Annotated in this window: 21 protein-coding genes; 7 read left to right on the top strand and 14 right to left on the bottom strand. The window is 65.5% G+C overall.

What is annotated here, in order from left to right; all coding sequences use genetic code 11:
- Nucleotide 1: 1 nt before the first annotated feature.
- Together ABIB78_RS04130 and ABIB78_RS04125 are read left to right on the top strand one after the other, a co-directional pair.
- Nucleotides 2-1,816, top strand: coding sequence for an ABC-F family ATP-binding cassette domain-containing protein (locus ABIB78_RS04130; protein WP_429021777.1), 1,815 nt, complete (start codon nucleotides 2-4; stop codon nucleotides 1,814-1,816).
- Nucleotides 1,817-1,936: 120 nt separating this feature from the next.
- A complete protein-coding gene (locus ABIB78_RS04125) occupies nucleotides 1,937-3,016 on the top strand; it encodes a D-TA family PLP-dependent enzyme (RefSeq protein ID WP_429021775.1) in 1,080 nt (359 codons plus the stop codon).
- Between the two features lie 56 nt (nucleotides 3,017-3,072).
- Here ABIB78_RS04125 and ABIB78_RS04120 read toward each other — a convergent pair whose 3' ends face one another.
- Nucleotides 3,073-3,975, bottom strand: coding sequence for a LysR family transcriptional regulator (locus tag ABIB78_RS04120; RefSeq protein ID WP_429021773.1), 903 nt, complete (start codon nucleotides 3,973-3,975; stop codon nucleotides 3,073-3,075).
- A 93-nt stretch (nucleotides 3,976-4,068) separates the two neighbouring features.
- Between ABIB78_RS04120 and ABIB78_RS04115 the strand changes: the two genes are divergently transcribed.
- Nucleotides 4,069-5,286, top strand: coding sequence for an MFS transporter (locus ABIB78_RS04115; protein ID WP_429021772.1), 1,218 nt, complete (start codon nucleotides 4,069-4,071; stop codon nucleotides 5,284-5,286).
- Between the two features lie 6 nt (nucleotides 5,287-5,292).
- Here ABIB78_RS04115 and ABIB78_RS04110 read toward each other — a convergent pair whose 3' ends face one another.
- The 9 genes from ABIB78_RS04110 to ABIB78_RS04070 form a co-directional block, all read right to left on the bottom strand.
- Nucleotides 5,293-6,531: a TIGR03862 family flavoprotein gene (locus ABIB78_RS04110; protein ID WP_429021770.1), complete on the bottom strand. Its 1,239-nt coding sequence runs from the start codon at nucleotides 6,529-6,531 to the stop codon at nucleotides 5,293-5,295.
- 88 nt (nucleotides 6,532-6,619) lie between these two features.
- On the bottom strand, nucleotides 6,620-7,537 hold the full coding sequence (locus tag ABIB78_RS04105) for an SDR family NAD(P)-dependent oxidoreductase (protein WP_429021767.1): 918 nt from the start codon (nucleotides 7,535-7,537) through the stop codon (nucleotides 6,620-6,622).
- Between the two features lie 248 nt (nucleotides 7,538-7,785).
- Nucleotides 7,786-7,932, bottom strand: coding sequence for a hypothetical protein (locus tag ABIB78_RS04100; protein WP_429021766.1), 147 nt, complete (start codon nucleotides 7,930-7,932; stop codon nucleotides 7,786-7,788).
- Between the two features lie 141 nt (nucleotides 7,933-8,073).
- A complete protein-coding gene (locus ABIB78_RS04095; protein ID WP_050418862.1) occupies nucleotides 8,074-8,553 on the bottom strand; it encodes a MaoC family dehydratase in 480 nt (159 codons plus the stop codon).
- 228 nt (nucleotides 8,554-8,781) lie between these two features.
- On the bottom strand, nucleotides 8,782-10,512 hold the full coding sequence (locus ABIB78_RS04090) for an AMP-binding protein (protein ID WP_429021763.1): 1,731 nt from the start codon (nucleotides 10,510-10,512) through the stop codon (nucleotides 8,782-8,784).
- A 136-nt stretch (nucleotides 10,513-10,648) separates the two neighbouring features.
- The gene (gene mmsB, locus ABIB78_RS04085) at nucleotides 10,649-11,536 is read right to left on the bottom strand and encodes a 3-hydroxyisobutyrate dehydrogenase (RefSeq protein ID WP_429021761.1); all 888 of its coding nucleotides are present in this window, start codon (nucleotides 11,534-11,536) and stop codon (nucleotides 10,649-10,651) included.
- 25 nt (nucleotides 11,537-11,561) lie between these two features.
- Nucleotides 11,562-12,644, bottom strand: coding sequence for an enoyl-CoA hydratase/isomerase family protein (locus tag ABIB78_RS04080; RefSeq protein WP_429021759.1), 1,083 nt, complete (start codon nucleotides 12,642-12,644; stop codon nucleotides 11,562-11,564).
- A complete protein-coding gene (locus ABIB78_RS04075) occupies nucleotides 12,644-13,786 on the bottom strand; it encodes an isobutyryl-CoA dehydrogenase (RefSeq protein WP_429022985.1) in 1,143 nt (380 codons plus the stop codon). Before ABIB78_RS04075 ends, ABIB78_RS04080 begins: the two co-directional genes overlap by 1 nt.
- A gap of 22 nt (nucleotides 13,787-13,808) precedes the next feature.
- Nucleotides 13,809-15,305: a CoA-acylating methylmalonate-semialdehyde dehydrogenase gene (locus ABIB78_RS04070; protein WP_429021756.1), complete on the bottom strand. Its 1,497-nt coding sequence runs from the start codon at nucleotides 15,303-15,305 to the stop codon at nucleotides 13,809-13,811.
- A 121-nt stretch (nucleotides 15,306-15,426) separates the two neighbouring features.
- Between ABIB78_RS04070 and ABIB78_RS04065 the strand changes: the two genes are divergently transcribed.
- A complete protein-coding gene (locus ABIB78_RS04065) occupies nucleotides 15,427-16,341 on the top strand; it encodes a LysR family transcriptional regulator (RefSeq protein ID WP_429021754.1) in 915 nt (304 codons plus the stop codon).
- A gap of 12 nt (nucleotides 16,342-16,353) precedes the next feature.
- On the opposite strand, the gene ABIB78_RS04060 is transcribed toward ABIB78_RS04065, so the two are convergent.
- Complete coding sequence (locus tag ABIB78_RS04060) at nucleotides 16,354-16,596, bottom strand: DUF1127 domain-containing protein (protein ID WP_429021752.1); 243 nt, start codon at nucleotides 16,594-16,596, stop codon at nucleotides 16,354-16,356.
- 170 nt (nucleotides 16,597-16,766) lie between these two features.
- Between ABIB78_RS04060 and ABIB78_RS04055 the strand changes: the two genes are divergently transcribed.
- Nucleotides 16,767-18,338 (top strand): winged helix-turn-helix domain-containing tetratricopeptide repeat protein, encoded by a 1,572-nt coding sequence (locus ABIB78_RS04055; RefSeq protein WP_429021749.1) that lies wholly within the window; start codon nucleotides 16,767-16,769, stop codon nucleotides 18,336-18,338.
- A gap of 27 nt (nucleotides 18,339-18,365) precedes the next feature.
- Here the strand turns inward: ABIB78_RS04055 and ABIB78_RS04050 are convergent, their stop codons facing one another.
- Together ABIB78_RS04050 and ABIB78_RS04045 are read right to left on the bottom strand one after the other, a co-directional pair.
- Nucleotides 18,366-18,977 carry a TetR/AcrR family transcriptional regulator gene (locus ABIB78_RS04050; RefSeq protein WP_429021747.1) on the bottom strand — a complete coding sequence of 204 codons (612 nt, stop codon included), beginning with the start codon at nucleotides 18,975-18,977 and terminating at the stop codon, nucleotides 18,366-18,368.
- Nucleotides 18,978-19,037: 60 nt separating this feature from the next.
- The gene (locus tag ABIB78_RS04045) at nucleotides 19,038-19,589 is read right to left on the bottom strand and encodes a PaaI family thioesterase (RefSeq protein WP_429021744.1); all 552 of its coding nucleotides are present in this window, start codon (nucleotides 19,587-19,589) and stop codon (nucleotides 19,038-19,040) included.
- Between the two features lie 133 nt (nucleotides 19,590-19,722).
- On the opposite strand from ABIB78_RS04045, the gene ABIB78_RS04040 reads away from it, so the two are divergent.
- A complete protein-coding gene (locus ABIB78_RS04040) occupies nucleotides 19,723-20,493 on the top strand; it encodes an enoyl-CoA hydratase (RefSeq protein WP_429021742.1) in 771 nt (256 codons plus the stop codon).
- Between the two features lie 90 nt (nucleotides 20,494-20,583).
- On the opposite strand, the gene ABIB78_RS04035 is transcribed toward ABIB78_RS04040, so the two are convergent.
- Complete coding sequence (locus ABIB78_RS04035) at nucleotides 20,584-21,843, bottom strand: MFS transporter (protein WP_429021739.1); 1,260 nt, start codon at nucleotides 21,841-21,843, stop codon at nucleotides 20,584-20,586.
- Between the two features lie 302 nt (nucleotides 21,844-22,145).
- On the opposite strand from ABIB78_RS04035, the gene ABIB78_RS04030 reads away from it, so the two are divergent.
- Nucleotides 22,146-22,313 carry a hypothetical protein gene (locus ABIB78_RS04030; protein ID WP_429021736.1) on the top strand — a complete coding sequence of 56 codons (168 nt, stop codon included), beginning with the start codon at nucleotides 22,146-22,148 and terminating at the stop codon, nucleotides 22,311-22,313.
- Nucleotides 22,314-22,352 lie beyond the last annotated feature (39 nt).

Below are 22,352 nucleotides of genomic sequence, written 5' to 3'. Positions count from 1 at the left end.
GATGGCCCCACCGCTCATCCAGCTCAAGGACATCAGCCTGACGTTCGGCGGCACGCCGCTGTTGACCGGCGTCGAACTGTCGGTCTCCGCAGGCGAACGGGTCTGCCTGATCGGCCGCAACGGCTCCGGCAAGTCGACGCTGCTGCGCATTGCGGCCGGCCTGGTCGAGCCCGACTCCGGCAGCCGTTTCGTGCAGCCCGGCGCCACCATCCGCTATCTGCCGCAGGAGCCGGATTTCGGCGACCACAAGACGACGCTGGCCTATGTCGAGGCCGGCCTTGGCCCCGGTGACGACCATTATCAGGCGCACTATCTGCTCGAACAGCTCGGCCTCACCGGCGAGGAAGATCCGGCGCATGTCTCCGGCGGCGAGGCGCGCCGCGCAGCACTGGTACGCGTGTTGGCGCCCTCGCCCGATATCCTGCTGCTGGACGAGCCGACCAACCATCTCGACCTGCCGACTATCGAATGGCTGGAGGGCGAATTGGAAAGCCGGCGCTGCGCGCTGGTCCTGATCAGCCATGACCGCCGCTTCCTCACGAACTTGTCGCGCGCCACGGCCTGGCTCGACCGCGGCCGGATCCGGCAGATCGAGCGCGGCTTCGGTGCGTTCGAGGCGTGGCGCGACGAGGTGCTGGCCGAGGAAGAGCGTGAGCAGCACAAGCTCGACCGCAAGATCGTCAACGAGGAACATTGGCTGCGCTACGGCGTCTCCGGCCGCCGCAAGCGCAATGTCAAACGGCTCGGCAATCTCTTTGCACTGCGCGACCAGCGCCGCGACTATCGCGGTGCCACCGGCAATGCCACACTCGCCGCCGCCGAGGCCGACAAATCCGGCCGCCTGGTGATCGAGGCCAAGAACATCGCGAAGGCCTTTGGCGAGCGCACGATCGTCGACGGCTTCTCGACGCGGATCCAGCGCGGCGATCGCGTCGGCATCGTCGGCCCGAACGGCGCCGGCAAGACCACGCTGGTGCATCTGCTGATCGGCAACGATCCGCCCGATTCCGGCTCGGTGCGGCTGGGCGCCAATATCGAGATGGCGACGCTCGACCAGCATCGCGAGAGCCTCGATCCGAAGCTGACGCTGGCCGAAGCCCTGACCGGCGGCCGCGGCGATCACGTCATGGTCGGCGACAAGTCGAAGCACGTCATCGGCTACATGAAGGATTTTCTGTTCGCGCAGGAGCAGCGGGGCACGCCGCTCGAAGCGCTATCCGGCGGCGAGCGTGGCCGGCTGATGCTGGCGCGCGCGCTGGCCAAGCCATCGAACCTGCTCATTCTGGACGAACCGACCAACGACCTCGATCTCGAAACCCTCGACGTGCTCGAGGACATGCTCGGCGACTACGACGGCACCGTGATCCTGATCAGCCACGACCGCGACTTCCTCGACCGCGTGGTGACGTCCGTGATCGTGCCCGAAGGCCAGGGACGCTGGATCGAATATGCCGGCGGCTATTCCGACATGCTGGCGCAGCGCGGCGCCGACGTGAAGCGCGAGACGGTGAAGGCGGACGCCGCGATCGAGGAGAAAAAGGAAGCCAGGGCCGCGGCGCCCGAAGCGGCACCCAGGCGCCGGCTGAGCTTCAACGAGAAGCACGCGCTGGAGACGCTGCCGAAGACGATCGACAGACTGCACGCCGAAATTGCCAGGCAGCAGAAGGTGCTCGACGATCCCGACCTCTACAGCAAGGATCGCAAGACATTCGACGCCGCCTCGGCCGCGATCGCAAAGGCGCAAGACGAGCTCGCCGCCGCCGAGGACCGCTGGCTTGAGCTCGAAGTGCTCCGCGAAGAGATCGAACAGGCATGATGATGATTCCTGCCGTCATTGCGGGCGAAGCGAAGCAATCCATTTCGTCGCTTGCCGAGAGATGGATTGCTTCGTCGCTGCGCTCGTCGCAATGACGACAATTGAACTGGAGTTGACCCGATGACCACGCCCCTCGCCGCCAAGATCGCCAAGGAATACGGCACGCCCTGCGCCGTGATCGACATGGACCGGGTCGAGCGCAACATCGCGCGCATCCAGAAAGCCTGCGATGAGGCCGGTGTCGCCAACCGGCCGCACATCAAGACGCACAAGAATCCGATGCTGGCGCAGCTGCAGATCAAGGCCGGCGCCAAGGGCATCACCTGCCAGAAGCTCGGCGAGGCCGAGATCTTCGCGGACGCCGGCATTGACAACATCCTGATCAGCTACAATCTGCTCGGCGACGAGAAGATGGCGCGGCTCGGCGCCCTGCAAGGGGAGGCCAACGTCACCGTCGCGGCCGACAATTCGGTCGTGGTCGGCGACCTGCCGAAGGCCGCGGCCGCCTCCGGCCGCCCGCTGTCGGTGGTGGTCGAATGCGATACCGGGCGCAAGCGCGCCGGCGTCGAGACCCCGGCTGAGGCGATCGCGCTGGCACGCGAGATCGCAGCCTCGAAGGGCCTGAGCTTCGCGGGCTTCATGCTGTACCCGACCGAGACCGGCTGGGCGGATGCGCAGAAATTCTACGACGAGGCGCTGGCCGGCGTGCGCGCCCACGGCCTCGACGCGACAATCGTCTCCACCGGCGGCACGCCGAACCTGAAGAACATCGGCAAGCTGAAGGGCGGCACCGAGCACCGCTTCGGCACCTACATCTACAACGACCGCATGCAGGTCGCGGCCGACGTCGCGACCTGGGACGATTGCGCGCTGCACATCTATTCCACCGTCGTCAGCCGCGCCGGCCCCGAGCGCGGCATCCTCGATGCCGGCTCCAAGACGCTGACCTCGGACACCGGCGGGCTCGAGGGCCACGGCCTGATCCTCGAACATCCCGAGGCCAAGATCGCGCGCTTTGCCGAGGAGCACGGTTTCCTCGACCTCTCCCGCAGCAACACGCGGCCCAATGTCGGCGACGTCGTGCGGATCGTGCCCAATCACGTCTGCGTCGTCGTCAACATGATGGACGAGGTCGTGATGGTGCGCGGCGACGAGATCATCGGTGCGTTGCCGGTCGCCGCGCGCGGGAAGCTGCGGTAGGCGAATAGCGAATAGCGAGCGGAACCATTCGGCATTCCCTATTCGCCACTCGCCGCTTAGGCGCGGATCAGCGCCTGCAGTTCGCGGTCGAGCGCTGAGCGAAACACCTCGATCGGCCGCGCCAGGCGGCCGGCGGGCGGGCGATGCACGATCCAGGCGCGCACCGCCGGATTGAAATCCGCGATCTTCACGGATTTGAGCCGGCTGCGGATCGGGCTTCGTTTCAGCGCCACGGGCGTGACGAGGCCGATGCCGAGGCCGCGCGCCACCAGCGACAGGCGCAGCTCACTGTCCAGCGCCTCGACCGCGATATTGAACGGCAGATGCGCCGCATCGAAATGGCGCTTCAGCGTCTGGCGAAAGCCGCAGCCGTCCTGGTTGATCACCCAGCCGGTCCGCGACAGCCATTCGAGATCGACGAATTTCGGCGTCTTCATGTCGCGCGCGACGACGAACACCACCGGCTGCGCGCCGAGATCGTCGGCGGCCAGATCGTCAGGCGGTGCGGTGCCGTCCGGCAGGCAGATCGCGGCGGCGTCGAGCTCGTTGCGGCTGACGCGCTCCATGTTGTTGGGCGACCAGCCCGAGACGACGCGCACCGCGAGCGCGGGAAATTCGCCGCGCACCGCATCGAGCGGACCGGTGAGGCCCGCCTCCGACAGGAATGGCGTCAGCCCGAGCCTGAACTCGCCGCGCACCACGCCGTCATTGGCGACGCCTGACTTGAGGTCGTCGAGCATGCGCAGCAGGCGGCGGCCCTGCTCATAGGCTTCGATCCCTGCGGCCGTCGGTTTCAGCGGCTTCGACAGCCGGTCGAGCAGCTGCGCGCCGAGCATCTCCTCGAGATTCTGGATCCGCCGCGTCACGCCGGGCTGGGTCAGGTTCAGCCGCGCCGACGCCGCGACGATCGATCCGGTCTCCACCACGGCGACGAACGCCACGAGGTCATGTGTGTTCATAACAATCTCGCATATACTTCATTATCTTATTTGAATTGTAGCATATTAGGCCAATCCCCTAAAGGGGGCCTTGCCACTTCATCGCGAGGTCCCATGACCATTTCCGAAGCCACCAAGCTCCCCTCATCGCGCGCCGTTTCCGTGCGGCCCCTGATCTGGATCGGCGCCGTCACGACCGGCACCGTCGTCACCAATCTGTTCGCCCCGCAGATCCTTGTTGGCCTGATCGGCCGCTCGCTCGAGATGACCGCGCTGCAGGCTGGGCTGATCTCGACGCTGACCCTGCTCGGCTACGCGCTCGGGCTGCTGCTGCTGGTGCCGCTGGTCGATCTGGTCGAAAACAAGCGGCTGATCCTGCGTACGCTGGTCTGCGCTATCGTCGCCGCGATCGGCACCGCGCTGGCGCCGACGCCGCTGATCCTGCTCGCCGCTACCTTCATTCTCGGCGCGTCCTGCGCCGCGATCCAGATGGTGGTGCCGCTGGTTGCGTCGATGGTGCCGCCGGAGCGCCGCGGCCAGGCGATCGGCGACGTCATGAGCGGCCTGATGATCGGCATCCTGCTGTCGCGGCCGATGGCGAGCCTGATCGCGGACGGCTGGAACTGGCGCGGCTACTATGTCACCTCGGCCGTCCTGATGACCGTGCTCGCCGGCGCGCTGGCGCGCTATTTGCCGACGTTGCAGCCGGCGGCGAAAGTCAGCTACGGCGCGCTGCTGCGTTCATTCCCAAGACTGCTGCGCGAGGAGCCGGTGCTGCGCGTTCGTGCCTGGACCGCGGCGTTGGTGATGGCCTCCTTCACCGCATTCTGGGCCGCGGTCGCGCTACGCCTGCCGGATGCGCCGTTCAGACTCGATGCCAAGGGGATCGCGCTGTTCGCGCTGATCGGCGTCGCGGGCGCGGCAGCGACGCCGATCGCCGGACGATGGGGCGATCGTGGCTTTGCGCGGCCGATGCTGATCGGCTCGCACCTCCTGATCATTGCTTCGCTCGCACTGTGCGCGTGGGCCGGCGTACTGGAGTCGCGGATCGCAGCGCTCGTCGTGCTGAGCTTGGGCACGATCCTGCTCGATCTCGGCATCACCACAGATCAGACGCTCGGCCGCCGCGCCGTCAACCTGCTGCGGCCGGAGGCGCGCGGCCGGATCAACGGCCTGTTCGTGGCGCTGTTCTTCATCGGCGGCGCGGTTGGCGCCGCGGCAGCCTCCGCGGCATGGAGCTTTGGTGGGTGGACAGCGGTCTGCGCAGTTGCCGCAGCCTTTGGTGTGCTTGGTTTGATCACCGACTTCGCCACGAAGACCGGTTCGGGCTGACCGGCGTCACCAGGCGCGTTGCGAGAGCCACCTCAACGCGCCCTTGCCGGCTGCGGCACCGGTTGCGAACGACGCCTGCAACAGATAGCCGCCGGTCGGCGCTTCCCAGTCGATCATCTCGCCGGCGGCGAAGACGCCGGGCAGCCGGCGCAGCATAAAATCCCCATCGAGTTCGTCGAACCTGATCCCGCCGGCAATCGAGATCGCGCGCCCGATCGGCGCCACGCCGGTGACCTTTATCGGTACGGCATTGATCAGCTCGGCCAATTCGGCCGGCGGCAACGCGCCCAGCGACCGGCCGGACGCGACTGCCGCCTCCTGTAACAGTCCGATGCCGACGGGCGCGAGCTGCACGGCCTTGCGCAGAAAATTGGAAAAGGACTGCTTGCCCTTTGGCGCCGACAGGCGTGCAGCCAGCTCGTTGCGCGCAGCGTCAGGCCGCAGCGCCACGCTGAGCATCGCCGTTCCCTTTGCGAGCACCGCCTCGCGCAACTCCGCCGACAGCGCATAGATGGCGCCGCCTTCGATCCCCGCACGCGTCACGATGGCCTCGCCGCGCACCGTATGCGGACCGATCGTCAGTGCGACGCCCTTCAGCGGCTGCCCCTCAAACCGATCGCGGAAGATATCTGACCACGCGACCGTGAAGCCGGAATTGGCTGATTTCATCGGCGCCACAGCAATCCCCTTCGCGTCGAGGATGTCCGCCCAGGCGCCATCCGAGCCGAGCCGCGGCCAGCTCGCGCCACCGAGCGCGAGCACGGTCGCATCAGCAATGACGACGCGCGGGCCGTCGGGCGTCTCGAACAGCAGCCCTCCGCTCGCATCCCATCCGGTCCAGCGATGCCGGAATGCGAACGCAACACCGGCGGCATCGAGCCGCCGCAGCCAGGCACGCAGCAGGGGCGATGCCTTGAACGCCTCCGGGAATACGCGGCCGCTGGTGCCGACAAATGTCGGCTGTCCCAGCGCCTCGCTCCAGGCGCGCAAGGCATCCGGCGGAAACGCCTCGACCGCGGCCTTCAGATGCGGCATCGCCTCGCGATAGCGCGCAAGGAAATCGGCCAGCGGTTCACTATGGGTAAGATTGAGCCCGCCGCGGCCGGCCATCAGGAATTTGCGGCCGGCCGACGGCATCGCGTCGTAGACGGTGACCCGTGTGCCGCCCTGCGCGAGCACGTCCGCCGCCATCAGGCCGGCAGGTCCGGCTCCGATGACGGCGACGTGTTGTAAGGGCGAAGACATGGCAGGAGTGTATTCCACGTTCGCCACGATAACAGTTGTCATGCCCGGGCTTGACCCGGCCATGACGAAGGAGAGATTCGCGAGGCGATTACAACTTGATCCCGGCCCGCGCGGCGGCCTGGGCGACGTATTTCTGTGTCTGCTCGAACGCGCCCTGCAGCGCCTTCGCGGTCGACATGTCGCTGATCGCGTTGAAGTGCGCGGCGACGCCGTCGGGCGTCCACTCGGACTGCGGCAGGTTGACGCCTTCGGTCTCCAGCACCTTGATGACCGCGAATGAGCCGGCACCGGCGCCCATGATGGTACGGGTCGGCGCGTCCTCGCTCAGCAGGAATTCAACCGCCGGCGTGATCGCTTCCGGCTTCATCAGCTGGAGTGCCTGCGGCGGCAACAGCTCCTCGGTCATGCGGGTCGCAGCCGTCGGCGAGATGGTGTTGACCTTGATGTTGTTCTTGCGGCCCTCTTCTGCGAGCACGTTCATCAGGCCGACCATGCCGGCCTTCGCCGCGCCGTAATTGGCCTGACCGAAATTGCCAAACAGGCCGGACGACGAGGTCGTCAGCACGATGCGGCCGTAGTTGCGCTCGCGCATGCCGGCCCATACCGCCCTGCAACAGTAGAAGGTGCCGGTGAGATGCACGTCGAGCACCTTGGCCCAGTCGGCGACCTCGAGCTTCGTGAACGACTTGTCGCGCAGGATGCCGGCATTGGCGCACAGCAGATCGACGCTGCCCCACTCCTTGGTGGCGCGATCGACCATCGCGGTGACCTGCTCGAAGTTCGAGACGTCGGCGGCGTCGGCCATCGCGGTGCCGCCCGCCTTGCGGATCTCCTCGACCACGGTCTCGGCCGGCGACAGCGAGCCGCCGGTGCCGTCGCGCGCGCCGCCGAAATCGTTGACCACGACCTTGGCGCCGCGGCTCGCGAGCCCCAGCGCATGCGCCCGCCCAAGACCATTGCCCGCGCCGGTGACGATAGCGACGCGTCCGTCAAACCTGATTGCCATATGCACGTCCTGTTTTCTTCCCTTCTCCCCTTGTCGGAGAAGGTGGCGCGCGCAGCGCGCCGGATGAGGGGTCTGTCTCCGCGAGCTCAAATGAGAGTCTTTGCGTGGAGACAGACCCCTCACCCGGCTTCGCGTGCCGCGAAGCCGCCCTCTCCCACAGGGGGAAAGGGTGGAAACGCTCGCGATTGGCAGCTTTTGAGCAGCGATGGATGGCCGGGTCAAGCCCGGCCGTGGCGGCCGCGGGGGCGCTATACTGAAGGGGTCATCGATCCGCAGGGCTTCAGGCTTTTGAGCAGATGCCCGCTCCAGCACTCGTGATGCTCTTGGGCGTAGCTGATCGAGCCAATCACAATCAAAGCGACTACGACAAGTCCGGCGACGATGTTCTGCACCATGGCTGCCACTCCGCGCGACCGCACGCCCAAACGGGAGCATGATGGACATCAGGGATCAAAGCCGTCAATGCACTACTTGCACCGGGCGGGCTCGCTCCACCGCTCCGCTTACGGAGAAAGGTGGAGCTACTCAACCATCCCTCAGCTGAAATAGATCAGGCCGAGCCAGTCGGCGACCAGCGCGGGCTTGTCCTCGCCCTCGATCTCGACCGTGACATTGGTGCGCGACAGCAGTTCCTTCGGCTTGCGCAGCGTGGCTTCCGCCAGCACGAAACGGCCGCGCACGCGTTTTCCCGAGCGTACCGGCGAGATGAAGCGCAGCTTGTCGAAGCCGTAATTGACGCCCATCGCGGTGCCCTCGAGCACCGGCATCACCTCGTAGGACATGATGCTCAAGAGCGACATCGTGAGGAAGCCGTGCGCGATCGTGGTGCCGAAGGCGGTCTCCTTCTTGGCACGCTCGGGATCGACGTGGATGAACTGGTGATCCTCGATCACGTCGGCATAGGTGTCGATGCGGCCCTGATCGAGCAGGTGCCAAGAGGACACGCCGATCTCCTTGCCGACCATGCCCTGGTAGGTTTCCAGCGACACCGGCGGCTTCTTCCAGACTTCGTTCATTGATGGCTCCTGGCGCCCCGTCTTCGAAGTTCGCAAATCGTTGCGGGGTCCCCTGCGCGAACTTCGGAAACAAGAGGGGCACTAGCAAATAAACGACTCTGGTGCCGTTTGTCGATTTGAAGTTCCTGAGACGGACTCGCGGCACCGACGCAGGAACCTCAAATCGGCGGCATTGGAGCGGTTTCGAACGAAGTGGTACCGGTTCGCGTGATCGGAACGGAAAAAGCTCTAGGTACCGGACGCCCGCACCTTCAGCAGCTCCGGAAATTCTTCCTCGCGGAACTCTAGTCCGCGCAACGCATCGCTTCTGACATCGTCATGTTCGAACCTGCGCAACTGCACCCGGCGGATTTTTCCGGAGATCGTCTTGGGCAGTTCGGTCACCAGCTCGATCTTGCGGATGCGCTTGAACGGAGCAAGCCGGGTATGCAGGTGCTGGAAGATCGACAGCGCCGTCTCCGGCGTGCGCTCGACACCGGACACCAGCAGCACATAGGCCTTGGGGACCGCGAGCCGGATCGGGTCCGGGCTCGGCACCACCGCGGCCTCGGCCACCGCATCATGCTCGAGCAGCACGCTCTCCAGCTCGAACGGCGAGATGCGATAGTCGGATGATTTGAACACGTCGTCGGTGCGGCCGACGAAGGTCAGATAGCCCTCGCCATCGGTGAACACGACATCGCCGCTGCGATAGATCTCGCCATCGGCGCCGATCAGCCTGCCGTCGTCGCCCTGATAGCCCTGCATCAGGCCCGCCGGCCGGTTGGCGCCGAGCAGGAGCGTCACCTCGCCCTCCTTCGCGGCATGGCCGTCATTGTCGGTGACCTGGACGCGATAACCCGGCAGCGGCCGGCCCATCGAGCCGACCTTCACCTTCTGCCCCGGCGAATTGCCGGCGAGCGCGGCGGTCTCGGTCTGGCCGTAGCCGTCGCGGATGGTGAGGCCCCAGGCCGATTTCACCTGGTCGATGATTTCAGGGTTGAGCGGCTCGCCGGCGCCGCAGACTTCGCGCAGCGAGACTTTGAAGCTCGCGAGCTGCTCCTGGATGAACATCCGCCACACCGTCGGCGGCGCGCACAGCGTGGTGACGCCGCAGCGGCCGATGGTGGCGAGCAATCCCTTTGCGTCGAAGCGCGGCTGGTTGACCACGAACACGGTGGCGCCGGCATTCCACGGCGCGAACAAGCAGCTCCAGGCATGCTTGGCCCAGCCGGGCGACGAGATGTTGAGATGGATGTCGCCGGACTGCAAGCCGATCCAGTACATGGTCGAGAGATGTCCGACCGGATAGCTGCGCTGGCTGTGCCGCACCAGCTTCGGCTTTGCCGTGGTGCCCGAGGTGAAATAGAGCAGCATCGGATCGTCGGCATTGGTCGGCCCATCTGGTGTGAAGGCCTCGGGCGCCTTCGCCGCATCCTCGAACGCCAGCCAACCGTCTTGCGTCTGCGCCGCCGCGCCGACCACGATGCGCGCAAGCTTGTCGCTGCCGAGGCCTGCGAACTTCGCGACCTGGTCCTGCGTGGCGACGACCGCCTTCGCTTTGCCGCGATCCAGCCGGTCGCGCAATTCTTCAGCGGTCAAGAGCGTAGTCGCGGGGATCACGACGACGCCGAGCTTCATCGCCGCCAGCATGGTCTCCCATAGCGGCACGACATTGCCGAGCAGCAGCAACAGATGATCGCCGCGCTTCAGCCCCTGCGCGCGCAGGAAATTCGCGACCTGGTTGGAGCGGCGCGACAGCTCGGCGAAGCTCAGCTTGGTCTCGTTGCCGCTGGCGGCATCGACGATCCACAGCGCCGGCCTGTCGCGGCTGTCGGGATTTTTCGCGAGCCCTGCATCGAACCAGTCGAGCGCCCAGTTGAACGGCACCGGATCCGGCCAGCGGAAATCTCTCACCGCCGTGTCGTAGTCGGTGCGGTGCTTGAGTAGAAAGGCGCGTGCGTCCTGAAATGTGGTCATCGGATATTGGTCTCACCACGTTGATCGCCGTCATCCTCAGGAGCCGCGCGGAGCGCGGCGTCTCCAAGGATGGGCCACAAGCAGCCGACCATCATCCTTCGAGGCTCGCAAGCGCTCGCACCTCAGGACGACGGTCTTATTTCGCTGCAAGTCCCCTAACGTGCTGGATAATTCCGGAAAAGTCGACCCCGCCGTGCCCCGACGCATCGAAGGTCTTATAGATCTCCTGCGCGTGCTTGCCGAGCGGCGTCACCGCGCCGGCGGCATTGGCGGCGTCCTGCGCCAGCGTCAGGTCCTTGACCATCAGGTTGGAGGCGAAACCCGGCTTGTAGCCGTTGTTGGCCGGCGAGGTCGGCACAGGACCGGGAACCGGGCAATAGGTCGTGAGCGACCAGCACTGGCCCGACGAGGTCGAGGCGACGTCGAACAGCGCCTGGTGCGACAGGCCGAGCTTTTCGGCCAGCACAAAGGCTTCGCCGACCGCGATCATGGAAATGCCCAATATCATGTTGTTGCAGATCTTGGCCGCCTGCCCTGCCCCGCCGCCGCCGCAATGCACGATCTTCTTGCCCATGTTGACCAAGACCGGTTGGGCCGCCGCAAACGCCTTGTCCTCACCGCCGCACATGAAGGTCAGTGTCGCACCCTTGGCGCCGCCGGTGCCGCCGGAGACCGGCGCATCGACCGAGGCCATGCCGTGCGTGGCCGCGAGCGCATGCGCCTGCTTGGCGCTTTCGACGTCGATGGTCGAGCAGTCGATGATTAGCGCGCCCTTGGCCATCGCCGGGAGCACCTCGTTCCAGACGCCGAGCACATGCTTGCCGGCCGGCAGCATGGTGATGACGACATCGGCGCCCTTCACCGCGCCGACACCGCTCTCGGCGATCGCAGCACCATCGCTCTTTGCCTGATCGCGGGAGGCTGCGACCAGATCGAACGCGGTGACCTTGTGGCCGGCCTTGACCAGATTGGCCGCCATCGGCCCACCCATATTGCCGAGACCGATGAATGCGATGTTTGCCATGGGAAGTCCTCCGCTTGCGACGTTTCTATTTGCTGTCAGGAAATTTCAACTCGTCGGCGCCGATCTCGGCGAAGTAAGGCGCGAGCATCTCCGACGTCACGTCCTCGACGCGAACGGGCGACCATTTCGGATTGCGGTCCTTGTCGATGACAGCGGCGCGCACGCCCTCGCGGAAATCGTCGCTGGCGAACACCTCGAGCGCGGCGCGATATTCCCGCACCAGACACTCCTCCAGCGTCTCGGTCGCCCGCGCCAGCCGCAGCAGCTTCAGCGTCACCACCATGCCGCGCGGCGACTTCTCGCCGAGCGTCTTCAGCGTGGCCTGCGCCAGCTCCGATCCGTCCGCCTCGATCGCAGCAACGATGTCCTGCATCCGTCCGCGCGCGAACCAGCCGTCGATCCTGGCCTGCATCGCGGCGACGGGACCCGACGTCTCGCCGGTGGCAAAGCCGCGGATCAGCCTGTCGATCGCGGCCGAGTTCGTGCCCGGCGCAACCTTGGTCAGCGCCTCGCGCAATGCGGGCAGCTTTGCGCTCGGCACCACGGCGTCGGCGAACTTGGCGTAGATCGCATCCGGGCCGTTCATGGTGGTGCCGGTCAAGCCAAAATAGGTGCCGATCTCGCCGGGCGAGCGCGACAGCAGGTAGGTGCCGCCGACGTCGGGGAAGAAGCCCAGGCCGACCTCGGGCATCGCGAGTTTGGTCCGCTCGGTCACCACGCGGTGGCGGCTGTGCGCCGACAGTCCGACGCCGCCGCCCATCACGATGCCGTCCATGAAGGCGATATAGGGTTTTGGGAATTTCTTGATCCGCGCGTTGAGGATGTACTCGTCCCGCCACAGGATCTTGCCGAGGTCGCCCTTGACCTTCGAGCTTTCCCAGAGCGCGCGGATATCACCGCCAGCGCACAGGCCGCGCTCGCCGGCGCCTTCCAGCACGATGACGGCGACGTCGGGATCGGCCTCGAACAGGTCGAGCGCCTTGTCGATGTCGTGGAACATCTCCAGCGTCACGGCATTGATCGCCTTCGGCCGGTTGAGCCGGATGATGCCGGCCGATCCCTCCTTGCGCGCGATCAGATCGCCCTCTGCCGCAGCCGCATCATTCATCACGCGCCCTCGATCAACTTGCGCGACACGATCAGCCGCATGATTTCATTGGTGCCTTCGAGAATCTGGTGCACTCGCAGATCGCGCACGATCTTCTCGACGCCATATTCGCTGAGGTAGCCGTAGCCACCATGCAGCTGCAGCGCCTGGTTGGCGACCTCGAAGCCCACATCGGTGCCGAACCGCTTGGCCATCGCGCACAGCATGGACGCGTCCGGGTCCTTGCGATCGAGCGCGGCGGCCGCGCGCCACAGGAAGGTGCGCGCCGCCTCCAGCTCGGTCGCCATGTCGGCGATCTTGAATTGCAGCGCCTGGAATTCGTCGAGGCGCTTGCCGAACGCCTTGCGGTCCTTCATGTAGGCTAGCGCCTTGTCGAGCGCCGTCTGCGCACCGCCGAGCGAGCACGCCGCGATGTTGAGCCGGCCGCCGTCGAGGCCGGCCATCGCGATCTTGAAACCGATGCCCTCCTCGCCGAGCCGGTTTTCGACCGGCACGCGTGCGTTCTCGAACATCACCGCGCGGGTCGGCTGGGCATTCCAGCCCATCTTGCGCTCATTGGCGCCGAACGACACGCCCGGCGTCTTGCCGTCGATCACAATCGTCGAGACGCCGCCGGGACCGTCGCCGCCGGCGCGCACCATCGTGACCAAGAGATCGGTGCTGCCGGCGCCGGAGATGAACTGCTTCTGGCCGTTGAGCACGTAATGATCGCCGTCGCGCACCGCGCGGGTGCGCAGCGCGGCGGCATCGGAGCCGGCGCCCGGCTCGGTCAGGCAGTAGCTGGCGATGAGCTCCATGGTGCAGAGCTTCGGCAGCCATTTATGGCGCTGGGTGTCGTTGCCATAGGCATCGATCATCCAGGACGCCATGTTGTGGATCGAGATGAATGCCGACGTCGTGGGACAGCCCGTCGCCAGGGCCTCGAAGATCAGCGCCGCGTCGAAGCGTGTCATCGCCGAGCCGCCGACATCGTCCTTGATATAGATGCCGCCGATGCCGAGGCTTGCCGCCTCGCGCATCACGTCGACCGGAAAATGCTTCTTCTCGTCCCATTCGAGCGCGTGCGGCGCGATCTTCTCCGCCGCAAACGCCCGCGCCATGTCGCGAACCGCGATCTGGTCCTCGTTGAGAGCGAACTGCATCATTGCCTCGCTCTAAGCGGACTTACTTCATCGTCGGGATCGAGAACTCCGCACCGTCCTTGACGCCGGACGGCCAACGCGAGGTCACCGTCTTGGTCTTGGTATAGAAGCGGACCGAATCCGGACCGTGCTGGTTGAGATCGCCGAAGCCGGACTTCTTCCAGCCGCCGAAGGTGTAGTAGGCGATCGGCACCGGGATCGGCACGTTGATGCCGACCATGCCGACATTGACCTTGGCCGCGAAGTCGCGCGCGGCGTCGCCGTCGCGGGTGAAGATCGCAACGCCGTTGCCGTAGTCGTGGTCGGACGGCAGCGCCAGCGCCTCATGATAGTCGTTGGCGCGCACCACCGAGAGCACCGGGCCAAAGATCTCTTCCTTGTAGATCCGCATGTCCTTGGTGACGTTGTCGAACAGCGAACCACCGAGATAGAAGCCGTTCTCGTAGCCCTGCATCTTGAAGCCGCGGCCGTCGACCGCGAGCGTGGCGCCTTCCTTGACGCCGATGTCGATGTAGTTCTTGACCTTCTCGACCGCCTCGCGGGTCACCAGCGGGCCGTAATCGGCCGACGGATCGACCGAGGTGCCGATCTTGAGCGACTCGACGCGCGGGATCAGCTTGTCCATCAGACGGTCAGCCGTGGTCTTGCCGACCGGCACCGCGACGGACACCGCCATGCAGCGTTCGCCGGCCGAGCCGTAGCCCGCGCCGATCAGCGCGTCGACGGTCTGGTCCATGTCGGCGTCAGGCATGATGATGGCGTGGTTCTTGGCGCCGCCGAAGCACTGGCAGCGCTTGCCGGTCTGCGCCGCGCGCTCGTAGATATATTGCGCGATCGGGGTCGAGCCGACGAAACCGATGGCCTTGACATCGGGATCGTCGAGGATAGCGTCGACCGCCTCCTTGTCGCCGTTGACGACGTTGAGGACGCCGGCCGGCAGCCCCGCTTCGATCATCAGCTGGGCAAGCGCCATCGGCACGCCGGGATCGCGCTCCGACGGCTTGAGGATGAAGGCGTTGCCGCAGGCGATCGCGGGGGCGAACTTCCACATCGGGATCATCGCCGGGAAGTTGAACGGCGTGATGCCGGCGACCACTCCCAGGGGCTGCCGCATCGAATAGATGTCGATGCCGGGACCGGCGCCCTCGGTGTACTCGCCCTTCATCAGGTGCGGGATGCCGCAGGCGAACTCGGCGACTTCGAGGCCGCGCTGGATGTCGCCCTTGGCGTCGGGAACGGTCTTGCCGTGCTCGCGCGCCAAAAGTTCGGCGAGCTTGTCGTAATCGCGCTGCACCAGCTCGACGAACTTCATCATGACGCGGGCGCGGCGCTGCGGATTGGTAGCGGCCCATTCGCCCTGTGCCGCCTTGGCGTTCTCGACCGCGGCGCGGACTTCGGCCTTCGAGGCCAGCGCGACCTTGGCCTGGACGTCGCCGGTCATCGGCTCGAAGACGTCGGCCGTACGGCCCGAGGTGCCCTTGACCTCCTTGCCACCGATGAAATGTCCGATAGAGCGCATGAATATCCTCCCTTGGAGACCTGAATCGCCGCGTCTCGCGGGCGAGATCGCTTTACAAACCGTATTGACCCTGCATTTTATAGGATTCAAGTCCGATAAATTGCACCATAGATGTGCGGAAATGCTGGATCAAGGCGGCGGCACCATCGACTGGGACGACTTCCGCTTCGTGCTTGCCATCGTGCGCGGCGGCTCGGTGTCGGCTGCCGCCAAGCAGCTCGGCGTCGATCATGCCACAGTGATCCGCCGTGTCGACCGGCTGGAGCGCCACCTCTCCGCAAAACTGTTTGATCGGCGGAAGACCGGCTATCTGCTGACCGAGGCCGGCCAGCGGGTCGCCGACAGCGCGGAGGCGATGGAATCCACCATCGTCGCCAACCAGGAGGCGGTCGGCGGCTCGCGGGCCCATCTCACCGGCACGGTACGGATCGGCGCGCCCGACGGTTTCGGCAGCCATTTCCTGGCCTCGCGGCTGGTCAAGTTCACCGAGCGGTATCCCGATCTCGATCTGCAGCTCGTCGCCACCGCACGGCTGTTCTCGCTCTCCAAGCGCGAGGCCGACATCGCGATCAGCCTGACCATGCCGAAGGAAGGCCGGATCGTCGGCCGCAAGCTGCTCGACTACACGCTCGGGCTTTATGCCGCACCCGGCTATCTCGCGCAGGCACCAAGCATTGCCGCGCGCGCCGACCTGCCGCGGCATCGCTTCGTCGGCTACATCGAGGAGCTCTTGTTCACGCCGGAGCTGGACTATCTGCCGCAAGTCTCGCCGAAGATCTCCGCCAAATTCCGCAGCGCCAATCTGATCGCGCAGCTCAACGCCACCATCGCCGGCTTCGGCATCGCCGTGCTGCCGCACTTCATGGCCACCGCCCACCCCGAATTGCAGCCGGTGCTGCCGGACGAGGTGCGGATCTCCCGCACCTTCTGGCTCCTGATGCATGCCGACAGCAAGGACCTCGCCCGTATCCGCGCCGTGGCGGACTACATCTACGAGACGGTAGAAGCCGAGCGGGCGCTGTTCGGCGGGCCGTAGGGCCCGCCGACGTCATCCGCCGGACCGGATGCCTCGCGGGTCGGCATCACGGCTCGCGGCGACGTGGTCGATCTCGCCACGGGAGATCCCGATATCGATCAGCTCCCGGTCACTTAAACTGCCGAGATCGGCGCGCAGCCGCTCCCATTTGCGCCATTCTTGGATTGCATCCCAGAAGCTCCTGAAGGCGCTGGAGACTGGCGGCGTCGATGCGGTCGTCCGGGCTGAACGCGTTGGACTGTAGGTCGTGCTCATTGCAGCGCCTCCGGGATACGTTCTTTCCATCCGGACAAGGTGCCGCGGCATGAGCGCGCGCGCTTCACAGGCGGCTTACATTTTCCTCACCGGAGGCTTATTCTTGCTGCTCCAAGCGGTGCCAAGGCGCCTCATGACGATCTCGGAGGCACACCCAAGGGATTCGCAGCTTGCGCTATCTCTTCGAGGAGTACGCACTCGACACGGACCGGCGCGAGTTGCATCGCGGGGCGGAGGTCGTTTCCGTCACCCCACAGGCATTCGACCTGCTCGACTTTCTGATCCGCAACAGGGAACGCGTCGTCAGTAAGGACGACGTCATCGACGCCATCTGGAATGGGCGCAGCGTGTCCGATGCAGCGCTGACCACACGCCTCAACGTCGCGCGCAGCGCCATCGGCGATTCCGGCGAAGAGCAGCGCCTGATCAAGACACTGCCACGCAAGGGCTTCCGCTTCATCGGCGCGGTCCGGGAAGAGCGTGCGCCGGCAAGCGCGACAACAGCTGGCGATCAACTGGAACGGCCGCAGCCAACCGTCGCGCACGCGGACAAACCCTCGATTGCCGTGCTGCCCTTCCAGAACCTGAGTGCCGACCCGGAGCAAGAGTATTTCGCCGATGGCGTGGTGGAAGATATCACGATGGCGCTGTCGCGGTTTCGCTGGCTGCTCGTGATCGCGCGCAATTCGAGTTTCACCTACAAGGGCCGGCCCGTGGACATCAAGCAGGTCGGCCGCGAACTCGCGGTGCGCTATGTCCTCGAAGGTAGCGTACGTAAGGCTGGAAATCGTGTTCGGATCGCCGGTCAGCTGATCGATGCTGAAACCGGCGCGCATCTCTGGGCTGACCGCTTTGATGGTGCGCTCGAAGATATCTTCGATCTACAGGACCAGGTGACCTCGACCGTCGTGGGCGCCATCGCGCCTATGCTGCAGCGCGAGGAAATCAGGCGAGCCCGGCGCAAGCCGACCGAGAACCTGGATGCATACGACTACTACCTGCGTGGGTTGGCGAGCGTTCGCCGGTGGACCAGGGATACGAACGTTGAGGCGCTCCAGCTCTTTAACAAGGCGATCCAGCTCGACCCTGGTCTGGCGTGCGCCTATGGCATGGCCGGGTGGTGCTACGTCCAACGCAAAGCGCGTCGCTGGATGATCAATCGTGAGCAGGAAAGTGCCGAAGCTACGCGGCTAGGCTGGAAAGCAGTGCATCTGGGAACAGATGACCCGGCAGCGATGTGTATGGGCGCATATGTGCTCGCCTTCATCGCCCATCAGTTCGATGATGCGATTGCTTTCGTGGATCGCGGACTGGCGATTAATCCGAACCTGGCGCAAGCTTGGAATCTTGGTGCCTGGGTGAGAGCTTTTAGAGGTGAGCCCGACCTCGCACTCGACTACGCTGCGCGTGCCATGCGGCTGAGCCCACTCGATCCGGCCATGTACACAATAAACGCAGCCGTCTCGTATGCTCATTTTCTCTCCGGCCGCCATGATATGGCGTTGTCATGGGCCGAGAAAGCATTGCGCGACAATCCGGATTTCCTGCTGGCAATCTGCATGTTCGCAGCCAGCAATGCGCTCACCGGACGCTTTGAACCGGCACACAAGGGCATCGCGCGTGTCCGCGAATGCAATCCCGATTTGCGCATCTCCAACCTGGAAGATCTGGCACCATTTCGCCGGGCGGAGGATCTTGCCCTTTTTGCCAAGGGTCTCCGCGAAGCTGGGCTTCCGGACTGATCTGAATCCGAGGCCCGCCCTTACGCGCTAATTCACCTTCTTCTTCGCCGGCGCCTTCGCCGCAGCGGCGCGGCCCATCACCGCCTCGCGGCCGGCGGCCAATATCTCGTCGGACATTTCGCCGCTGCCTGATATCCGCGACATCACGATGGTGCCCATCATGGTCGCGAGTGCCGCCATCGCCTGCTTGCGCGCGGCCTTGCGCGGCACGTCCTGGATCTGGTCGGCCATCATGTCGATCATCTGGTCGAGCTTGAGGGCGAATGCCTTGCGGGTCTTCGGACTCTCGCGGGCGATCTCGGCACCGAGCGCCGGGACCGCGCAGCCCTGACCGGGATCGTCACGATGGGTCGCCGAAAGATAGCCGTCGACGATAGTCGCAAGCCGCTTCTCCGGCGGCACCTCCGCCGTGACCTTGCGCCAGCGCTCGGTGGCGCGGTCCATGGCGTAGTTGAAGGCCTCGATCACCAGCGCCTCGCGCGAGTCGAAATGCGCGTAGAAGCCGCCATGGGTCAGGCCGGCGTCCTTCATCAGGTCCGCGACGCCGATGCCGTGGGCACCCTTCTCGCGCAGCCGCGTCGCGGCTTTCTTGACGATTCGCGCGTGGGTCTCCTGCTTGTGTTCTTTCGAATAGCGCATGCCGCTCTCATGGAATGTTTCTAATCATATAATAGCAGATTTGCGGCCGCGATGCTCGGATTATTTCGCCTTGTTCACTCCTTGGGGTTCCCCGCCGAGCATGGAAAACGTCGCGGTCGCGTGCACCGCAAGATTACCCCTGCGGTCGCGGACGAAGCCTTCGGCGTAACTGGTCTGGCGGCCGAGCTTGATCACCTTGCCCTCGGCCGAGATGGTTCCCGAGCGCGCCGAGAGCGGGCGCAGATAGGTCAGTTTGAGGTCCAGCGTGACCGAGGTCTGCCCCGCCGGCAGCATGGTCGAGATCGCGCAGCCCATCGCAGTATCGAGCAGCGCGGCGGCGGTCGCGCCGTGCAACAGGCCGATGGTGTTCTCGAGGCTCTCATGCGGCTCTAGTTCCATCACGATGCGCCCCTCGTCGACCACGGCCATGCGGATGCCGATCAGCTTTGCCATCGGCGGCGGCGGCAAGCGGCCGTCGCGGATCGCGCGCATCGCCTCGATGCCGGACATCGGCATCGCCGCCTTCGCCACCGGCCCGGGGGCCTGCCATTCCACGACGCGGACGCGCAGCAGGTCGGGCGAATGAAGATCTGATGTCTCGGCGGCGGTCATGACGGCTCCATAGATATGATGATCATAATTCTACATATCCGCGCCGCGCGGCGCAACCGCCGGACTGGTGCCTTGACAGCGGCCTGCTTTGTCCGGGACATGGCGCCATCAAATCCTGCGCCGGGACCATTCCATGGACATGCTCAATCCCCACTGCGGCATCGACCGCGACAACAGAGACGTCGTCCGCCTCACGATTTGCAACGCCGGCAAGCTGAACATCGTGAGTTCAGCCGTGACCAACGGCGTGCGCGAGGGCTTTGAGCATCTGGCTGCCGACCGCGGCATCCGCACGGTGATCCTGGCCGGCGAAAGCGAGCGGAGCATGATCGGCGGCGCCGACATCAAGGAGATGGCGACGCTCGACCAGGCATCCGCGGAAGCGTTCATCAGCCGCCTGCGCGATCTCTGCGAGGCCGTGCGCAAATTCCCCGCGCCGGTCATCGCCCGCCTGCCCGGCTGGTGCCTCGGTGGCGGCCTCGAAGTCGCGGCCGCCTGCGATGTGCGCATCGCGGCGCATGACGCGATGTTCGGCATGCCCGAGGTGCGCGTCGGCATCCCCTCGGTGATCCACGCAGCACTGCTGCCGCGGCTGATCGGCTGGGGCCGCGCGCGCTGGCTGATGATGACGGCGGAGAACATCGACGCCCCCACCGCGCTGGCCTGGGGCCTGGTCGACACCGTGGCAAAACCCGGCAGCCTCGACGAGGCCGTCGAGCACACCGTGAAGGCGCTGCTGGAATGCGGCCCCGAGGCGCTGCGCATCCAGAAGGACCTGCTGCGGCAATGGGAAGAATTGCCGCTGACCGAATCGGTCAACCTCAGCGTCGGCGTGTTCGGCAAATCCTTCCAGACCGGCGAGCCGCAACGGCTGCTGCAGGGATTTCTGGATCGGAAGCGCTAGATCCCGCACGAGCGCAGCGACATGCGGGATTGGCAGTCCCGGATATCGCTGCGTTCATCCGGGCTGCGTCGGGCGACGCATCGTAGCCCCTCACCGCGCATTCGCCGGCGCGTGGGTCGGCCACAGATCGGCGCGCCAGTGCAGCGCGATTGCGAGCATCGCGATGAAGCCGGCGGCGGCGAGCAGCGTGCCGGTTGCGGTGTAGCCGATCAGGTCGATCAGGCCGCCGGCCGCGAGCAGGCCGAGCGGCAGGCCGTAGATCACCATCATGCGCACGCCCATCACGCGGCCGCGCAGATGCGCGCTGGCGTTGCGCATCAGCATCACGGCGGCCGAGATCATCGACATGCTTTGCGCGATGCCGGCCAGCAGCAGGCAGGCCATCGCCACCGGCATGGTCCTGAGCTCGACGAATACCAACAGCATCGCGTACCAGGCGAGCGTCGCGCCGATCAGGAGCCGCGCGATACGGACGCCGCCGGCCATGCTGAGTGTGATCGAGCCGATCAGCGAGCCGACCGCAAAGCTCGCGGAGAGATAGCCGAGGCCGGTCTGGTCGGTATGGAAGATGTCGCGCGCGACATAGGGCAATAGACCGTTGGTCAGCGGAAACGCGGTGAGATTGGCGAGGAACGCGACGCAGAGCGCCGCGCGCATGCCCGGGCCGCTCCACGCATAGACGATGCCCTCCTTGAGGTCGCGCAGCAGTTTCGAGCCGGGCACATCGATGTCCGATTGACCGGCTGCGCTGTGCGACTTCGGACGGCTCATGCAGAGCATCAGGATGGCGGCGACGAAATAGAAGCCGGCGATCCCGATATAGACGTAGCCGATGCCGAGCGCCGCGAACAATCCGGCTCCGGTCAGCGCGCCTGCGATGCGCGCCGAGTCCTGCGTGGTGCGTGCCAGGCTGATGGCGCCGACCAGCTGCTCCGGCGGCATGATGTCGGCGAGCAGCGCGCCGCGCACGCCGAGGTCCGACGGGCGGATCACGCCCATGATCGCGACGATGATCATGACATTCAGCGGGGCGAGGTGCCCGGTCAGCGCCAGCGTCATGATGGTCCCGGCGAGCGCCGTATAGGCAAAGCGCATCACGGCCAAGAGATCGCGATGCCCCATGCGATCGCCGATCATGCCGACAACAGGCGCGACCAGCGTGCCGACATATTGCAGCGAGGCGAGCACGGTCAGCAGCAGCACCGAGCCGGTCTCGACCATGATGTACCAGCCGAGCACCAGCGTCTCGACCTCGAACGCCCAGGAGGTGAGCAGGTCGGACGGCCATTGAAAGCGATAGCTGCGGATGCGAAATGGCGCGAGCGCGGAGGTCCGCGTGGTCCCACTCAAGACGCGATGACGCGTGTCACGGCGTGTCCTGCCCTTTTCTTGGTTTTTCTGGGTCGTGCTTCCGGGTCTTGATCCGGATCTTGGTCCCGGTGTCTGATTCTCTTGGGAAAATCCCTGCTCCGGCAAGCCTAGCGCCGAGCCTGTCGGTGTCAATCGAAGCCGCCGCATGCCGCCATGCACGACGGCATCAGCGGCGGCGTACTGCACCGCCGTCGCGGTTTCGTCGCGGCCGGATCGGCAACCTGCTCCGCTCCGCAAGATGATCGTGCTAGCGTGCCTGCTCCGAAACCGCGGAGGACGACATGACGGCCTTCGAAGTTTTCGCGATCTACGTCACGCCCTTTGTGATCATCGGGATCGCCATCAAGCTATTGATGAAGCGTTACGCCGTCGACCTGCCCGATGTGCAGAAGCAGGCAGGCGCCGCGCCGAAGCGACGGTTCTTGCTCGGGGCCTGGCGGACGGACTAGATGACGTTGCAGGCAACCTCGGAAATTCTCAATCACTGA

This window comes from Bradyrhizobium sp. I1.14.4, from assembly GCF_050435825.1.
Taxonomy (GTDB): Bacteria; Pseudomonadota; Alphaproteobacteria; order Rhizobiales; family Xanthobacteraceae; genus Bradyrhizobium.
Note: the sequence above shows the minus strand (reverse complement) of the source record. Positions and strands in the feature narration are given on the sequence as shown.

What these genes read in the sequence shown, in the direction of transcription:
- ABIB78_RS04130 (WP_429021777.1), top strand. Translation starts at nt 2, where the DNA reads ATGGCCCCACCGCTCATCCAGCTCAAGGACATCAGCCTGACGTTCGGC.
- ABIB78_RS04125 (WP_429021775.1), top strand. Translation starts at nt 1,937, where the DNA reads ATGACCACGCCCCTCGCCGCCAAGATCGCCAAGGAATACGGCACGCCC.
- ABIB78_RS04120 (WP_429021773.1), bottom strand. Translation starts at nt 3,975, where the DNA reads ATGAACACACATGACCTCGTGGCGTTCGTCGCCGTGGTGGAGACCGGA.
- ABIB78_RS04115 (WP_429021772.1), top strand. Translation starts at nt 4,069, where the DNA reads ATGACCATTTCCGAAGCCACCAAGCTCCCCTCATCGCGCGCCGTTTCC.
- ABIB78_RS04110 (WP_429021770.1), bottom strand. Translation starts at nt 6,531, where the DNA reads ATGTCTTCGCCCTTACAACACGTCGCCGTCATCGGAGCCGGACCTGCC.
- ABIB78_RS04105 (WP_429021767.1), bottom strand. Translation starts at nt 7,537, where the DNA reads ATGGCAATCAGGTTTGACGGACGCGTCGCTATCGTCACCGGCGCGGGC.
- ABIB78_RS04100 (WP_429021766.1), bottom strand. Translation starts at nt 7,932, where the DNA reads ATGGTGCAGAACATCGTCGCCGGACTTGTCGTAGTCGCTTTGATTGTG.
- ABIB78_RS04095 (WP_050418862.1), bottom strand. Translation starts at nt 8,553, where the DNA reads ATGAACGAAGTCTGGAAGAAGCCGCCGGTGTCGCTGGAAACCTACCAG.
- ABIB78_RS04090 (WP_429021763.1), bottom strand. Translation starts at nt 10,512, where the DNA reads ATGACCACATTTCAGGACGCACGCGCCTTTCTACTCAAGCACCGCACC.
- mmsB (WP_429021761.1), bottom strand. Translation starts at nt 11,536, where the DNA reads ATGGCAAACATCGCATTCATCGGTCTCGGCAATATGGGTGGGCCGATG.
- ABIB78_RS04080 (WP_429021759.1), bottom strand. Translation starts at nt 12,644, where the DNA reads ATGAATGATGCGGCTGCGGCAGAGGGCGATCTGATCGCGCGCAAGGAG.
- ABIB78_RS04075 (WP_429022985.1), bottom strand. Translation starts at nt 13,786, where the DNA reads ATGCAGTTCGCTCTCAACGAGGACCAGATCGCGGTTCGCGACATGGCG.
- ABIB78_RS04070 (WP_429021756.1), bottom strand. Translation starts at nt 15,305, where the DNA reads ATGCGCTCTATCGGACATTTCATCGGTGGCAAGGAGGTCAAGGGCACC.
- ABIB78_RS04065 (WP_429021754.1), top strand. Translation starts at nt 15,427, where the DNA reads ATGCTGGATCAAGGCGGCGGCACCATCGACTGGGACGACTTCCGCTTC.
- ABIB78_RS04060 (WP_429021752.1), bottom strand. Translation starts at nt 16,596, where the DNA reads ATGAGCACGACCTACAGTCCAACGCGTTCAGCCCGGACGACCGCATCG.
- ABIB78_RS04050 (WP_429021747.1), bottom strand. Translation starts at nt 18,977, where the DNA reads ATGCGCTATTCGAAAGAACACAAGCAGGAGACCCACGCGCGAATCGTC.
- ABIB78_RS04045 (WP_429021744.1), bottom strand. Translation starts at nt 19,589, where the DNA reads ATGACCGCCGCCGAGACATCAGATCTTCATTCGCCCGACCTGCTGCGC.
- ABIB78_RS04040 (WP_429021742.1), top strand. Translation starts at nt 19,723, where the DNA reads ATGGACATGCTCAATCCCCACTGCGGCATCGACCGCGACAACAGAGAC.
- ABIB78_RS04030 (WP_429021736.1), top strand. Translation starts at nt 22,146, where the DNA reads ATGACGGCCTTCGAAGTTTTCGCGATCTACGTCACGCCCTTTGTGATC.